11 protein-coding genes are annotated in these 16513 nt (G+C 55.7%); 6 read left to right on the top strand and 5 right to left on the bottom strand.

Translation table 11 applies throughout. The features are described from left to right. Window positions 1–64: 64 nt before the first annotated feature. From CWM66_RS13900 to xylR, 3 genes are all read left to right on the top strand, one after another. The gene (locus tag CWM66_RS13900) at window positions 65–1606 is read left to right on the top strand and encodes a xylose ABC transporter ATP-binding protein (protein WP_007369539.1); all 1542 of its coding nucleotides are present in this window, start codon (window positions 65–67) and stop codon (window positions 1604–1606) included. Further along, window positions 1584–2765 carry a xylose ABC transporter permease XylH gene (gene xylH, locus CWM66_RS13895; RefSeq protein ID WP_035886766.1) on the top strand — a complete coding sequence of 394 codons (1182 nt, stop codon included), beginning with the start codon at window positions 1584–1586 and terminating at the stop codon, window positions 2763–2765. The genes CWM66_RS13900 and xylH overlap by 23 nt, the downstream gene beginning before the upstream one ends. Before the next feature lie 102 nt (window positions 2766–2867). Continuing rightward, window positions 2868–4046, top strand: coding sequence for a D-xylose utilization transcriptional activator XylR (gene xylR, locus CWM66_RS13890; protein WP_007369537.1), 1179 nt, complete (start codon window positions 2868–2870; stop codon window positions 4044–4046). Between the two features lie 52 nt (window positions 4047–4098). Here xylR and CWM66_RS13885 read toward each other — a convergent pair whose 3' ends face one another. After that, window positions 4099–4926, bottom strand: coding sequence for a protein bax (locus CWM66_RS13885; protein ID WP_035886767.1), 828 nt, complete (start codon window positions 4924–4926; stop codon window positions 4099–4101). A gap of 315 nt (window positions 4927–5241) precedes the next feature. Here CWM66_RS13885 and CWM66_RS13875 point away from each other — a divergent pair, with 315 nt between their 5' ends. Continuing rightward, window positions 5242–7278 carry an alpha-amylase gene (locus tag CWM66_RS13875; protein ID WP_007369535.1) on the top strand — a complete coding sequence of 679 codons (2037 nt, stop codon included), beginning with the start codon at window positions 5242–5244 and terminating at the stop codon, window positions 7276–7278. A 149-nt stretch (window positions 7279–7427) separates the two neighbouring features. Beyond that, entirely contained in the window at window positions 7428–8684 is a 1257-nt protein-coding gene (avtA, locus tag CWM66_RS13870; protein ID WP_007369534.1) for a valine--pyruvate transaminase, read from the top strand. A 786-nt stretch (window positions 8685–9470) separates the two neighbouring features. Here avtA and CWM66_RS13865 read toward each other — a convergent pair. From CWM66_RS13865 to CWM66_RS13850, 4 genes are all read right to left on the bottom strand, one after another. Further along, window positions 9471–9944 carry a 4Fe-4S dicluster domain-containing protein gene (locus CWM66_RS13865; RefSeq protein ID WP_035886768.1) on the bottom strand — a complete coding sequence of 158 codons (474 nt, stop codon included), beginning with the start codon at window positions 9942–9944 and terminating at the stop codon, window positions 9471–9473. A gap of 126 nt (window positions 9945–10070) precedes the next feature. Further along, window positions 10071–11915 (bottom strand): selenocysteine-specific translation elongation factor, encoded by a 1845-nt coding sequence (gene selB / locus CWM66_RS13860; protein WP_007369531.1) that lies wholly within the window; start codon window positions 11913–11915, stop codon window positions 10071–10073. Continuing rightward, window positions 11912–13288: an L-seryl-tRNA(Sec) selenium transferase gene (gene selA / locus CWM66_RS13855; protein ID WP_007369530.1), complete on the bottom strand. Its 1377-nt coding sequence runs from the start codon at window positions 13286–13288 to the stop codon at window positions 11912–11914. The genes selB and selA overlap by 4 nt, the downstream gene beginning before the upstream one ends. 92 nt (window positions 13289–13380) lie before the next feature. Continuing rightward, window positions 13381–13989: a glutathione S-transferase gene (locus tag CWM66_RS13850; RefSeq protein ID WP_007369529.1), complete on the bottom strand. Its 609-nt coding sequence runs from the start codon at window positions 13987–13989 to the stop codon at window positions 13381–13383. 515 nt (window positions 13990–14504) lie between these two features. On the opposite strand from CWM66_RS13850, the gene CWM66_RS13845 reads away from it, so the two are divergent. Further along, window positions 14505–16415: a PTS mannitol transporter subunit IICBA gene (locus CWM66_RS13845; RefSeq protein ID WP_107146797.1), complete on the top strand. Its 1911-nt coding sequence runs from the start codon at window positions 14505–14507 to the stop codon at window positions 16413–16415. Window positions 16416–16513 lie beyond the last annotated feature (98 nt).

Below are 16513 nucleotides of genomic sequence, written 5' to 3'. Positions count from 1 at the left end.
TGCGGGCGCGCCCTCCGCCTCCTCTTTCAGGCGTTGTCAGACCAGCAAATGACGTGGAGCAGCTATGCCTTATTTACTCGAAATGAAAAACATCACCAAAGCCTTTGGTGCTGTGAAAGCCATTGATAATGTCAGCCTGCGACTGAATGCCGGCGAAGTGTTATCACTGTGCGGCGAGAATGGTTCCGGTAAATCAACACTGATGAAAGTTCTGTGCGGGATCTACCCGGCGGGCAGCTACGACGGGGAGATCGTGTTTGCCGGCGAAACCTTGCAGGCCAGCCATATCCGCGACACCGAACGTAAAGGTATCGCCATCATTCACCAGGAACTGGCGCTGGTGAAGCACCTGACGGTGCTGGAAAATATCTTCCTCGGCGCGGAAATCACCCGTAATGGCGTGATGGATTACGACCTGATGACACTGCGCTGCGAAAAACTCCTTAACCAGGTGAGCCTGGCCATTTCACCGGACACCCGGGTGGGCGATTTAGGGCTGGGGCAACAGCAACTGGTGGAAATTGCCAAGGCGCTGAATAAGCAGGTGCGGCTGCTTATTCTGGATGAACCGACGGCCTCGCTTACCGAACAGGAAACCGCGGTGCTGCTGGATATCATCCGCGACCTGCGTAACCATGATATCGCCTGTATCTACATTTCCCACAAACTCAATGAAGTCAAAGCGATATCTGACATGATTTGCGTCATTCGCGATGGCAAACATATCGGCACCCGCGATGCGACGGGCATGAGTGAAGATGACATCATCACCATGATGGTCGGCCGCGAGCTTACGGCGCTTTATCCCAGTGAGCCACATACTACCGGCACGGAGATCCTGCGCGTTGAACATCTGACCGCCTGGCACCCGGTTAATCGCCATATTAAACGCGTCAACGACGTCTCCTTCAGCCTGAAACGCGGCGAAATCCTCGGTATTGCCGGGTTAGTCGGCGCAGGCAGAACCGAAGCCGTGCAGTGCCTGTTCGGTGTGTGGCCTGGCCGCTGGGAGGGGGCGATTTACCTTGATGGCAAGCAGGTGGAGATCCACAACTGCCAGCAGGCCATCGCGCACGGCATTGCAATGGTGCCGGAAGATCGCAAAAAAGACGGCATCGTGCCGGTTATGGCGGTGGGAAAAAATATTACCCTTGCGGCGCTGGATCAGTTTACCGGCGTGCTCAGCAGCCTGGACGATGCCGCAGAACAAGCCTGCATTTTACAGTCTCTGCAGCGGCTGAAAGTGAAAACCTCATCGCCAGCGCTTGCCATCGGTCGCCTCAGTGGCGGCAATCAGCAAAAGGCGATTTTAGCCCGCTGCCTGCTGCTTAACCCGCGCATTTTAATCCTCGACGAACCGACGCGCGGTATTGATATCGGCGCGAAATACGAAATCTACAAACTCATTAACCAACTGGTGCAGCAAGGGATTGCCGTCATCGTTATCTCATCCGAGCTACCCGAAGTACTGGGCTTAAGTGACCGGGTGCTGGTGATGCATGAAGGCAAGCTGAAAGCCGATCTTATCAATCGTAATCTGACCCAGGAGCAGGTCATGGAAGCGGCACTGAGGAGCGAACATCATGTCGAAAAGCAACCCGTCTGAAATGAAGCTATCCACGGTCTCACCGGGCGTATTTTCCGGTCTGAAATCCCTCAACTTACAGGTCTTTGTCATGATCGCGGCCATCGTGGTGATCATGCTGTTTTTCACCGGTATGACCGATGGTGCTTACCTGAGCGCACGCAATATTTCTAACCTGCTACGCCAGACCGCCATCACCGGCATTCTGGCGGTCGGCATGGTGTTCGTCATTATTTCCGCTGAGATTGACCTCTCCGTTGGCTCAATGATGGGCCTGCTCGGCGGCGCAGCGGCGATTTTTGATGTCTGGCTTGGCTGGCCGCTGCCGCTCACAGTGGCAGTAACGCTGGTGCTAGGCCTGCTGCTGGGCGCATGGAACGGCTGGTGGGTGGCCTACCGCAAGGTGCCGTCATTCATCGTCACTCTCGCCGGTATGCTGGCGTTTCGCGGCGTGTTAATCGGCATCACCAACGGCACCACGGTTTCTCCTACCAGCGCGGCGATGTCGCAAATCGGCCAGAGCTATCTGCCAGACGGCGTCGGTTTCGGCGTCGGCGTTCTGGGCATGGTGGTGTTTGTGCTCTGGCAATGGCGCGGGCGGTTGCGCCGCCAGTCGCTCGGCCTCGCAACACCCGCCTCCACCAGCGCGATTGGCCGTCAGGCGCTTATCGCAGTGATTGTGCTGGGTGCTATCTGGCTGCTCAATGATTATCGCGGTGTTCCTACACCCGTGCTGCTGCTGGCATTTCTGCTGCTGGCTGGGATGTTTATGGCTACGCGAACCGCGTTTGGCCGCCGGATTTACGCCATCGGCGGCAATCTGGAAGCTGCCCGGCTTTCCGGTATCAACGTTGAGCGAACCAAGCTGGCGGTATTCGCCATCAATGGTTTGATGGTGGCTATCGCCGGGTTAATCCTCAGTTCACGCCTCGGCGCGGGTTCGCCTTCGGCCGGGAATATCGCCGAGCTGGACGCCATTGCCGCCTGTGTCATTGGCGGCACCAGCCTCGCAGGCGGGATCGGTAGCGTTGCGGGTGCCGTAATGGGGGCGTTTATTATGGCTTCGCTGGATAACGGCATGAGCATGATGGATGTGCCCACCTTCTGGCAATACATCGTCAAAGGTGCGATTTTACTGCTGGCGGTGTGGATGGATTCCGCGACCAAACGCCGGGCCTGAAAGGAGTGAATACAGGCGCGATCACACTGCCGGATCTTTTTTATCCGGCAGTGTCCTGAATATGATAATCAGAACAGGTCGAAAGCCAGGAATCATAGAGACATGTTTGAAAAACGCCATCGCATCACGCTGTTATTTAATGCGAATAAAGCCTATGACCGCCAGGTTGTCGAGGGCGTCGGCGAGTATTTGCAGGCGTCGCAATCCGAGTGGGACATCTTTATCGAGGAAGATTTCCGCGCGCGCATTGAAAACATTAAAGAGTGGGTTGGCGACGGTGTTATTGCCGATTACGACGACCCAGAAATAGAACAGGTACTGGCCGATGTTGACGTTCCGATCGTCGGCGTTGGCGGCTCCTATCACACGCCGGAAAGCTACCCTGCGGTCCATTACATCGCCACCGACAATCACGCGCTGGTTGAGAGCGCATTCCTGCATTTGAAAGAGAAAGGTGTACACCGTTTTGCTTTTTACGGCCTGCCCGTTTCCAGCGGTAAACGCTGGGCTGCTGAACGTGAATATGCTTTTTGCCGGCTTGTCGCGCAGGAGAAATACCGCGGTGTGGTCTATCAGGGGCTGACCACCGCGCCAGAAAACTGGCAGCACGCACAGAACCGGCTCGCCGACTGGCTACAAACGCTCCCGCCGCAAACCGGCATCATTGCCGTTACCGACGCCCGCGCCCGCCACGTGCTGCAAGTGTGCGACCATCTGCATATTCCGGTGCCGGAAAAGTTGTGCGTCATTGGCATCGATAATGAAGAGCTGACCCGTTATCTCTCACGCGTCGCGCTCTCGTCGGTGGCGCAGGGTACGCGGCAGATGGGCTATCAGGCGGCAAAATTACTGCATCGTCTGCTGGATAGCGAAACCCTGCCGCTTCAGCGACTACTGGTGCCGCCGGTGCGGGTGGTGGAACGACGTTCGACTGATTACCGGTCGCTGAACGATCCGGCGGTCATCCAGGCGATGCACTACATCCGTAATCATGCCTGCAAGGGGATCAAGGTCGATCAGGTGCTGGATGCTGTTGGTATTTCACGTTCCAATCTGGAGAAGCGCTTTAAAGAGGAAGTGGGGGAAACTATCCACGCGGTGATCCACGCGGAGAAACTGGAAAAAGCGCGCAGCCTGCTGATTTCAACGTCACTCTCGATCAACGAGATTTCACAAATGTGCGGCTACCCGTCGTTGCAATATTTCTATTCCGTCTTCCGCAAAGAGTACGACAGCACGCCGAAAGACTACCGCGACCGCTACAGCGAAGTGCTGATATAACGCGCAAAGAAAAACGCCTTCCACAGGGAAGGCGTTTTAGCAGCGAAAACAGTTACATGTGCGCGGCGATTAACTGCTGATTGTCCTGATACATGGCAAACAGATAGTTGTTGTAACTCGCACCGCGGGTCGAGTAACCCTTCAGCTTATGAATCATGTTTGAAGCCGTCACTTCCTGATCGGCCTTGCGTAACTGTGCGCGGGATTTACGGAACGACGCATAAGCAGCATGCGTGTTCAGATTGGTGACGTAGGCATCCACCGACTCCTGCAAGGATTCAAAGTGGGAATAGCCTTTCACCTTACCCGGGCCATTTTTACAGGCACCTTTGGCACACTTCATACCAAACAGATTGTTGTTGGTACGCGCCAGTTTGGAGGTGCCCCAACCGCTTTCCGCCGCCGCCATGGTGGCGACCATGCTGTCAGGAATAATGTCAACGCGCTCCAGCAGCGTGTTCCAGGGGATACGGCGCGTATTCCCGGACCAGCTCACTTTGTAGCGTTTGGCAATATCCTTCAGGCGCGTGCGTTCAGCAGGCGACCATTGGCTGTCGTACTGTTTCTTTTGCAGCCAGTTACGCTCGGCGGTAATCGCTGAGTTTTTACTGGTGATATAAGGCATTACTGTCCGGAGAAACGCTTTTTTCCTTGGGGTTCCGGAAGGGTATTTTCGCAAATCAGGAAGTGAACTGCTATTTACACTATTGCGAGAATACTCTTGTTTACTGCTTGCCTGCTTCTTTACGTTTGCCTTAGTGACGTGGGCTTTGTGACTCGCTGTTTCTGTGTGCGTCTTTGCCAGCACCCCACCCGAAAATATAAGGGTGAAAAACATGAGTATCGTAGCCCCAGGTCGTCGCATGGGTATCGATATCATTAGGTCTCCTGGTCGGATATGAACATTCCAACACCTTCTTTTTTGCATAAATTTGAGAGCTGAATCTCAAATCATACCAAAAATAGCTTACAAGAGCACGTACAGAAATAATCCAATTCCGAAACCATGTCACCAGGAAATTGTGTAGAAAATGGACAGAGAGTGATAAATGTGGTGGTTATCGCAAATCCGTGACGTTCTGTGTGGCTTATCACTCACCCGTTGCTCTCCTCCCTGGCCATAACGCGCCCAGGATGAGTCGGCCCTGTTTTCGGCGTGGCAAACTGAAAGAAACCGCCGTTAACGGGACATCAGATGAAACACGCCGCGCTTTCACTGCTTTTTATACCCTGCTTCGCCTTCGCCGACTGGTCCGCCAGCCGTTTTCCCGCCTTAACCAACGATGGCACCGGTCTGTGGCGCAGCCAGGCGACGCTGAAAAAAGGGGCTTATCCACTCACATTGCAGGAGGGGCAGCAATGCTGGCAGCCTGCTGAAGGGGTGAAGCTCAACCAGATGTTATCCCTGGTTCCCTGCACAGGCAGCCCACCGCAGTGGCGCATTTTCCGCGACGGCGATTACCAGTTGCAGCTCGATACCCGTTCCGGCACGCCCACTCTGTTACTGAGCGTGAAAAGCGAGAATACCGACGCCCGCGCAAACGTGGCGCGCCAGTGCCCGGTGCGCAGCGATAAGCCACTGACGATAGACGTCGGCACAACGTTCCCGGAAGGCAGCCAGGTGCGCGATTTCTACAGCCAGCAAATCACCACCGTCCGCAACGGCAAAATTACCCTTCAGCCTGCGCCAGAGAGTGACGGGTTGCTGCTGTTAGAACGTGCGGAAACCAATGGTCCCGCGCCTTTCCAGTGGCATAACGCCACCGTTTATTTTGTTTTAACTGACCGTTATGTGAATGGCGACCCGTCAAACGACAACAGCTACGGGCGACACAAAGATGGCATGCAGGAGATCGGCACCTTCCACGGCGGCGATCTGAAAGGGCTAACCAGCAAACTTGATTATTTGCAGCAACTGGGCGTGAACGCGTTATGGATAAGCTCACCGCTGGAGCAGATCCACGGCTGGGTAGGCGGCGGCACGAAAGGCGATTTTCCCCATTACGCTTACCACGGCTACTACACGCAAGACTGGACGCGCCTGGATGCCAATATGGGCCGCGAAGAGGATTTGCGCACGCTGGTAGATGAAGCGCACCGACGCGGCATCCGCGTGTTGTTTGACGTGGTGATGAACCACACCGGTTACGCCACACTTGCGGATATGCAGACGTATCAGTTTGGCGCGCTTTATCTGAAAGAGGATGAACGGCGCAAAATCCTCGGCGAGCACTGGACAGACTGGAAGCCCGCCGCTGGCCAGACCTGGCACAGTTTCAATGACTACATCAACTTCAGCGATAAAACGGCGTGGCAAAACTGGTGGGGCAAAAACTGGATCCGCACAGATATTGGCGATTATGACAACCCCGGCTTTGACGATCTGACCATGTCGCTGGCGTTCTTGCCTGACCTGAAAACAGAATCGACCACGCCATCCGGCTTGCCCGTCTTCTACCAACATAAACCGGACACCCACGCGCGGGAGATTGCCGGTTACACGCCGCGCGATTATCTGACTCACTGGCTCAGCCAGTGGGTGCGTGATTATGGTATCGACGGTTTTCGCGTTGATACTGCCAAACACGTTGAGCTGGCGGCCTGGCAGCAGCTGAAAACCCAGGCGACAGAGGCGCTGGCCGAGTGGAAAAAAGCCAACCCGCAGAAGAAAATTGATGATGCGCCATTCTGGATGACCGGCGAATCCTGGGGCCACGGCGTCATGCGCAGCGCTTACTACGACCACGGTTTCGACGCGATGATCAATTTTGATTATCAGGAGCAGGCCGCCAGCGCCGTGCCGTGCCTGGCGAATATGGATACTGTCTGGCAGCAAATGGCGGACAAACTGCAAAGCTTTAACGCCCTGAGTTATCTCTCCTCGCATGATACCCGCCTGTTCCGCGAAGGCGGCCAGCAATCGGCAGAGCTGTTATTGCTTGCGCCAGGCGCGGTGCAGATCTTCTACGGTGATGAATCCGCCCGTCCGTTTGGCCCCACGGGATCCGATCCGCTGCAAGGCACGCGATCGGACATGAACTGGCAGGATCTTGACGGCAAAGCCGCGCAAAGCGTGCGCCACTGGCAAACGCTTGGCCAGTTCCGCGCGCGCCATCCGGCACTGGGCGCAGGAAAACAAACCACGCTGACATTGCCGCAAGGATATGGGTTCGTACGCGAGCAAGGAGAAGACAAAGTCATGGTTGTCTGGGCGGGTGCGGCCACGCGCTGAGCCATAAGGCAAATATCAGCATATTATGCTGACAAAAAATACAGAGTTAGTATAAACAGCGAAAATCGTCACGGCGCGGCAATTTGCACACTGCTCTGCGGAGCGTTATGGTTAGCCACTTTGAACAGTAGCCCGACAGAGCAGTAGCGATGACATTTTCACTTTTCGGCGACAAATTTACCCGCCATGCAGGCATTACGCGCCTGATGGAGGATCTCAACGACGGTTTACGCACCCCTGGCGCTATCATGCTCGGCGGCGGTAACCCGGCACAAATCCCGGCCATGACCGATTACTTCCATAACCTGCTTGCCGGGATGGTAGAAAACGGCAAAGCGATTGATGCGCTGTGCAATTATGACGGTCCGCAAGGCAAAACCGAGCTGCTGACGGCGCTGGCCGCGATGCTGCGCGAAGAGCTGGGTTGGGATATTGAACCGCAGAATATTGCACTGACAAATGGCAGCCAGAGCGCGTTTTTCTACTTGTTCAATCTGTTTGCAGGCCGTCGTGCCGATGGAAGTACCAGAAAAGTATTATTTCCGCTGGCGCCGGAGTACATCGGCTATGCGGATTCCGGGCTGGAAGAGGAGATGTTTGTTTCGGCGCGACCCAATATTGAACTGCTGCCTGATGGCCAGTTTAAATACCATGTCGATTTCGAACATCTGCATATCGGCGAAGAGACCGGGATGATTTGCGTCTCGCGGCCAACCAACCCTACCGGCAACGTGATCACCGACGAAGAGTTAATGAAACTCGATGTGCTGGCGAATCAGCACAACATTCCGCTGGTGATCGATAACGCTTACGGCGTACCTTTCCCGGGCATCATCTTTAGCGAAGCGCGTCCGCTGTGGAACCCGAATATTATCCTGTGCATGAGCCTGTCGAAGCTGGGCCTGCCAGGCAGCCGCTGCGGAATTATCATTGCCAACGACAAAATTATCTCCGCCATTCGCAACATGAACGGCATCATCAGCCTTGCGCCTGGCGGCATCGGCCCGGCAATGATGTGCGAGATGATTAAGCGCAAAGATCTGCTGCGCCTCTCTGAAAACGTGATCAAACCGTTCTATTACCAGCGAGTTCAGGAAACCATCGCCGTTCTGCGCCGCTACCTGCCCGAAGAGCGCTGCCTGATCCATAAACCGGAAGGGGCGATTTTCCTCTGGCTGTGGTTCAAGGATCTGCCTATCAGTACCGAATTACTTTATCAGCGCCTGAAAAAACGCGGCGTGCTGATGGTGCCGGGCGATTACTTCTTCCCGGGGCTGGATAAACCCTGGCCGCACACGCACCAGTGCATGCGCATGAACTATGTGCCGGAACTGGCGCTTATCGAAGCCGGGGTAAAAATTCTCGCCGAAGAGGTTGAAAAAGCCTGGCAAGAAAACGAGGCCTGAAAAGAATTAAAAAAAGCCATCATCAGGATGGCTTTTTTATGCCTGCCAGATAACCACATAAAGGTTAATTTTAATTAAACAGAGATTTTTTTTACATGGATATATTCCATAAATAAAAACTAAACTTGCTTTCTGTTAATCAAAATAATTGTCAAGGATATATCTCTTTTTAATAAAATCTAAAAACGCAAATCTTTGTTAAGTATAAATTAAAGACACAAACCTAAGCAATTGATTTTAAATGACATACAAAATGAAAATACTGGCACTTTAGGAATAATCATATTTTTCATTTTTTTGCAAAATATTAATGCGCCAACGTTGCTGGTCTATAAATGCGATTTACACTTAATTCATGCGTCGTCCGGCGTGTTAATTGAGCGGAGTATCAGCATGGCAACTAATAACATTCGCCACCTCAGCGCAATTGCGGCGACGACGGTGTTTCTGCCAAGGCCTCCGGGCTGCTGGCGAACGTCAATCCCCCCCGAATACGGTCATACAGGCTCAACTATCAGCAATTCCACCAGCACCAGGGGAGAAGCACCACCTCGAAGCCTCTCAGCGATATGAGCGGTATCGTCGGCGGCAGATAAAAACTAACCCAGCAGTAAAAATTTTTGTGCCCCCGCAAGGGGGCACGTCTTCACAGCAATACTTGTCATCGCCGTTCGGCGCACTGATTGAAAAGGGATTGCGTGATGAAACGCTTATTGTGCCGCAGCCCGCTCCGTACTACTCCACTGGCGAACGCGCGCCAACACGCTGACGTAGAACTTTAACGGCTTACGCTAACTGGCTTCGCAGACGATACTCGCGCAGTTGCGACGGGTTCACACAGCTGAGAGCGCTGGTCGGGCAGGCTTCCACACAGGCGGGTCCGGTTTCGCGGTGCTGGCACAGATCGCACTTCAGCGCCTGCGCCCGCGCGTCAACTCGCGTCACCTGCACCGCGCCAAACGGGCAGGCAATCATGCAGCTTTTACAGCCGATACAGCGGGATTGTTCCACCCGTACCGCACCGTCGGCGCGATGAATCGCACCAACCGGGCAGACATTTGCACAGGGCGCATCTTCGCAGTGATGGCAGGTTACTGCCGTGGAAAATGTACCGGTTTTAACCACCCGAATGCGGGCAGAAAAGGCGGAGGCCGAGAGGGTTGAGCAGTCCTGATTATCCTGGTGCGACACCACGCAGGCCACTTCGCAGGTGCGGCAGCCAATGCATTTTGCCGAATCGGCGATAATAAAACGGTTCATTTTCCACTCCAGCAGGCATTAAAAAAGCCAAGAGTGCCGAAAGCGTCGCTGCTGCGCTTTGATCGCAGAGGGGAAAGGCGCCAGATTTGTCATTTGCATGAACATTTCTGGCGCTCTGCCTGGGGTTTATTCCTTCAGGAAAAGGGCTTTGTCACGCAGGATATGGTCATTGCCGCGTCGGCGGGTAAAACCAATGCGGTCAAAATATTCCAGGATCTGAATCGCCAGTTTGCGTCCCACGTTCAGCGTATCGCGGAAATCGGCGGCGCTGGTGGAACCGCGCGCCTGATCCAGATCGCGGATCATGCTGGCAAAAGTGACAATCCGATCGTTACGGTAATAACGATCTTTCACGATCGCCGTAATGAGCCCCTGCTGAGCCGCCTGTCGCAGCACGCCGCGCATCACCTGTTCGTCGCTTGCGGTTTCGCGTGCCAGATCGCGCACCCACCATGGTTCGTCACCAAACAGCGGAGCCACCTTTTGCCACAGATGCTCCTGTTCATCGCTGAAGCCAGTTTTATGATCCGGCAGATGCAGCCAGCCATGATGGCTGTGAATGTCGCCCGCCTCGCGCATCCGTTCGATAAGGGTGAGCACCAGCGCTTCATCTTCCATCGGCAACGCCATGCGCCGCAAACGCTCGCGCCCAGGGCCTGGCTCTTCGCGGTGCTGCTCATGGTAGATTGCCAACGTATCCAGCAGCTTCCGCTGCCAGCGCGCCGCTACCGGCGCATTCAACAGGTTATTACCAGCGCGAATAAAACCGGGGTTATCCAGCAGCGCTTCCAGCCCGCGCGCGCTGAGCTGCCGCGCCCAGCCAAACGCCGTCAGATCAACAGCGCCGCGCGATAAATGCGCCAGCAGCGCCTGCGCATCATCACCCGCCTGCGCCAGCTCCGCGATCCATTGCAGATACTCGGTTTTACGTTTGCCGCGACGCGGTGAGTTGAGTGTTACCACGCGCGCTCCGGCCAGCGTACTGCGCGCAGAGATATCACGCAGCACCAGCCGATCGTTATCGGCCAGCCACAGCGGCATATCCAGTACCAGCTCGGCGAGACCGTTTTCCAGCAGCGAAACGCGGCCGGTAACATGGCTGGCGGCATGGTGGATATGCACCGGCTGCCACTGGGTCAGCGGCGTGTGCGTTTGCAGCGCGACAATCACCCGCTCCGTTGGCTCCGGCGGTTGCTGTGACAGCAACCAGTCACCGCGGCTGAGCGCCTCTTTTTCCGCGTCCCCGGCAATATTGAGCGCAATACGCTGCCCGGCATGAGCATGATCAACTGGCTGATTCTGCGCATGCAGGCCGCGCACGCGCATCAGTTTATTCACTCCGGTCAGCCACAACGTATCGCCCACGCGCACATCGCCAGAGAGCGCTGTACCGGTCACCACCAGCCCGGCACCTTTGACGGTAAACGCGCGATCCAGCGCAAGACGAAAACGTTGATTTTCCGGGTGCGCGCGCTCCGGCAACTGCAACAGATGCGCACGTAATTCAGCGATGCCACGCATCTCTGTTGCGGCAGTGACAAACAGGGTTGCCTGCGGATAACCAAAGGCTTTCAGCGTTTCTTGTACTTCTGCGCGCACCTGCTCAATTCGTGCGCCATCCACGCGATCGGCCTTCGTTAGCGCCACGGTCAGCGCCGGGTTACCGGTGAGCTGCAAAATGGCCAGATGCTCGCGAGTCTGCGCCATCACACCATCATCGCAGGCAACCACCAGCAGCGCATGATCGATGCCGCCGACGCCCGCCAGCATGTTCGAGAGGAATTTTTCGTGCCCCGGCACATCAATAAACCCCGGTACGCGCCCGTCCGGCTGCGGCCAGTAGGCGTAGCCCAGATCGATAGTCATGCCGCGTTTTTTCTCTTCCGGCAAACGATCGGCATTCACGCCGGTCAGCGCCTCGATCAGAGTTGTTTTGCCGTGGTCAACATGCCCGGCAGTGGCAATAATCATTTCAGCAACATCTCCAGCAAGCGGGATTCATCATCAAGACAGCGGCAGTCCAGCCACAAGCGACCATCGTAAATGCGGCCAATCACCGGCTGCGGCAACGCCCGCCACTGCGCCGCCAGCGCTTCCAGCCGACGCCCGCTGCCGTTACGCGGCGTAAAGGTCACGGCTGCGCCAGGCAGGCGATCGACCGGCAAAGAGCCGCTGCCAATCTGTGACAAACAGGCTTCGACACGCAGGTCGAACTCGCTATATCGCGCATTCAGCGCCGCGCACAGCCGCAACGCCTGCTCGCGGATCTCCGGCTCCGGGCGCGTCAGATAACGTAGCGTCGGCAGGCTCTGCGGTAACTTTTCCGGGTGCAGATAGAGACGCAGCGTAGCTTCCAGCGCCGCCAGCGTCATTTTGTCCGCCCGCAGCGCCCGTTTCAGCGGGTGCTGCTGCAACTGCGCAATCAGCGCTTTTTTACCGACGATAATCCCCGCCTGCGGGCCGCCGAGCAGCTTATCACCGGAGAAGCTCACCAGGCTGACGCCTGCGGCGATCAGCGCCTGCGGCATCGGCTCTTTTGGCAGGCCGTAACAGGTTAAATCCACCAGCGAGCCGCTACCCAGATCGACAATCACCGGCAGACCAGCCGCTTCGGCAAGGGTCACCAGCTCCGCTTCGTCCACCGCGGCAGTAAAACCGTCAATATGATAATTGCTGGTATGCACCTTCATCAGCAGCGCCGTGTTGTCGTTGATCGCCTGGCGGTAATCTTTAGCATGCGTGCGGTTAGTGGTTCCCACTTCATGCAGCACGCAGCCCGCCTGGCGCATCACGTCCGGAATGCGGAACGCGCCGCCAATCTCCACCAGCTCGCCGCGCGACACCACCACTTCACGCCCCGCCGCCGTGGCTGCCAGCATCAGCAACACGGCAGCAGCGTTGTTATTGACGATGCAGGCGTCTTCCGCGCCGGTTAGCTGGCAGAGTAAATCCGCCAGCGCGCGATCGCGATGCCCCCGCCCGGCGCCGTCGAGATCATATTCCAGCGTCACCGCAGAACCCATGACCGCCGCAACAGCATCGACCGCTGCCTGCGGCTGCACCGCGCGGCCTAAGTTGGTATGCAGTACGGTGCCGCTCAGGTTAAACACCGGGCGTAGCGCGCTGGCGTTGCTCTGTTCCAGCCGCTTTTGCGTTTCACTGGCCCAGGCATCGCACCAGTCGGGTAATGCCTGCTGCTGACGGATTTGCTCACGCGCTTCATCCTGTAGCTGGTGCAGCATCTGCGTTACGCGGCTATGGCCGAAAAGCGTTAATAAAGTGGCGAACGCCTCGTCACGTAACAGGCGATCGGTCGATGGGATCTGGCTGTAAAGAGTTGTCATGAAAAGGCCTGGCTATGAGTTGCCCCCTCCCGTCAGGGGGATTGACGTGAGGGGATTGTACAGCGACTTTGCTCAGGCCGACACCATGCTTATCAGGCCCTTGGCGGCTCCGTACGGGCGAAACTCTCACGCTGGAAGAGGTTCTCGACCAGCTTCACCAGCAGCGGGCGATTCACGCACCAGCCCGGCGAGACATGGCGGAAGTTGAGATAACCAATCGCGCAGGCGATGGCAATGGTCGCCAGGTTCAGCGTATCCACGCTGAGCGTTCCCTCTTGCAGGTAGCGTTCCAGCGTATCCAGGCCCTGCGAAACTTTCTCCCGCTGGCGCAGCAGCTCGCTTTGCGATTGCTGCTCAACCGGGCGCGCCAGTTCACGCACCGAGACCAGCGCAGCATCCATAATGCCGTCGGCCAGCGCTTCCAGCTGGCGAATTTTTAGCGCAGCCACAGGCTCCGTCGGCAATAACGCCGGTGCGATAGCCAGTAACTCAATGTATTGCGCGATGATCGGCGAGTCGAACCAGACTTCACCCTCATCCGTAATCAGCGCGGGGACCTTACCGAGCGGGTTGTATTGCGCCACGCCGTTGATCGCGTTGTAGGGCTGCTCGTTGATAAATTCAAAGGTGATCCCCTTTTCCAGCAGCATCACGGAGATTTTGCGGACAAAAGGGCTGGTGTAGCTGCCGATAAGTTTCATTTTTGGGTCCTTTTTTGCCAACAAAAACCTAATTATGTACTAGTCGTCGTAAATTGTTTCATCAATGTGAAAACTTCCGATACTAGATTAAGCCTCGCCAGACGACGTGAAAGGAAGTTACAGGTTGTCCTGAGTGTAAAAAATACAGTTTGCTGGCGATCACACTCGGAAAACTCCTGACAAAAATATCTTGTGATTTAGGTCACAAATAAATAACAAAGTCGCGCCCATCAATTGTGAACAGGATCACATTTACCCCCCTTAATCGTTCAGTTTTTATCCTTTGTTCTTTTTTTACACTGATTTTTTGTGATGAACATCACGCTAAGTGGCAGGGTATCCCCCTCATTAGTGTGATCAACATCACGTTAAAGGCCATCGTCTGGACAGTTACGCAATTCGGTGCGAGATTTCGCCTCACAGATAACCCAGGTCCGGCTACCTCTGCCGCCACGTTAACAACAAAACCTCGGGCTTCCGGCCTGTGCGATAGTAAACATAAGAAGGGGTGTTTTATGTCATCCGATATCAAGATCAAGGTGCAAAGCTTTGGTCGCTTTCTCAGCAATATGGTGATGCCCAACATCGGCGCGTTTATCGCGTGGGGTATCATTACAGCATTGTTTATTCCTACAGGGTGGTTACCAAACGAGACGCTGGCGAAACTCGTCGGCCCCATGATTACGTATTTGCTGCCGCTGCTCATCGGTTTCACCGGTGGTCGTCTGGTTGGCGGCGATCGCGGCGGCGTGGTGGGTGCTATCACCACAATGGGGGTTATCGTCGGTGCGGATATGCCGATGTTCCTCGGCGCGATGATTGCCGGCCCGCTGGGCGGCTACTGCATCAAGAAATTTGACGCCGCTGTAGACGGCAAGATCAAATCCGGTTTCGAAATGCTGGTGAATAACTTCTCCGCTGGCATCATCGGTATGATCCTCGCCATTCTGGCGTTCCTGGGCATCGGCCCGGCCGTTGAAGTGCTGTCCAAAGCGTTGGCTGCGGGCGTTAACTTCATGGTTGTGCATGACATGCTGCCGCTGGCGTCCATCTTTGTTGAACCGGCGAAAATCCTGTTCCTCAACAACGCCATCAACCACGGTATCTTCTCGCCGCTGGGTATTCAGCAGTCTCACGAACTCGGCAAGTCCATCTTCTTCCTGATTGAAGCAAACCCGGGTCCGGGTATGGGCGTGCTGATGGCATATATGTTCTTCGGTCGCGGCAGCGCGAAACAGTCTGCGGGCGGCGCGGCAATCATCCACTTCCTGGGTGGTATCCACGAAATTTACTTCCCGTATGTGCTGATGAACCCGCGTCTGCTGCTGGCGGTGATCCTCGGCGGTATGACTGGCGTGTTTACGCTGAGCGTGCTGAACGGCGGTCTGGTTTCTCCGGCTTCTCCGGGTTCCATCCTGGCAGTGCTGGCGATGACGCCGAAAGGTGCCTACTTCGCTAACATCACGGCAATTCTGGCTGCGCTGGTCGTCTCCTTCGTTATCTCTTCTATCCTGCTGAAAACCAGCAAAGTGAAAGAAGAAGATGAAGATATCGAAGCCGCTACCCGTCGCGTACAGGACATGAAAGCCGAGTCCAAAGGTGCAAATCCGCTGTCGGCTGGCGATGTCACCAACGACCTGAGCCACGTACGTAAAATCATCGTGGCCTGTGATGCCGGTATGGGTTCCAGCGCCATGGGCGCAGGCGTACTGCGTAAGAAAGTGCAGGATGCTGGCCTGACCAACATCTCAGTGACCAACAGCGCGATTAACAGCCTGCCGCCGGATGTCGACCTGGTGATCACGCACCGCGATCTGACCGAGCGTGCAATGCGTCAGGTACCGCAGGCGCAGCATATTTCGCTGACCAACTTCCTGGACAGCGGCCTGTACACCAGCCTGACTGAACGTCTGGTTGCCGCGCAGCGCCACACGGACAATGAAGCAAAGGTGACGACCAGCCTGAAAGACAGCTTTGATGAGACCAACAGCAATCTGTTCAGGCTGGGCGCAGAGAATATCTTCCTTGGTCTCAGCGCGAGCACCAAAGAAGAAGCGATTCGTTTTGCCGGTGAGCAACTGGTGAAAGGCGGTTATGTTGAGCCGGAATACGTGCAAGCAATGCTGGATCGTGAAAAACTGACCCCGACCTATCTGGGTGAGTCGATCGCCGTTCCGCACGGTACGGTGGAAGCCAAAGACCGCGTACTGAAAACCGGCGTGGTGTTCTGCCAGTATCCGCAAGGTGTACGTTTCGGCGAAGAAGAAGATGATATCGCCCGTCTGGTCATCGGTATCGCCGCACGTAACAACGAGCATATCCAGGTGATCACCAGCCTGACGAACGCACTGGACGATGAGACGGTCATTGAACGTCTGGCTCAGACTTCCAGCGTTGAAGAAGTGCTGGCGTTGCTGAACAAGTAATCCCCAAAGCCCGGTAGCAAAATGCTTACCGGGCTTTTGTCCTCTCCCTTCGGGGAGAGGGTCAGGGTGAGGAGAACGGTATATGTTCCTTCACCCAG

Origin of the sequence: Kosakonia sp. H7A (assembly GCF_003028445.1) — a bacterium.
In the GTDB taxonomy this organism is placed as follows: Bacteria; Pseudomonadota; Gammaproteobacteria; order Enterobacterales; family Enterobacteriaceae; genus Kosakonia; species Kosakonia radicincitans.
The sequence above is the reverse complement of the archived record's forward strand: the minus strand, read 5'-3'. Positions and strand labels throughout refer to the sequence as shown.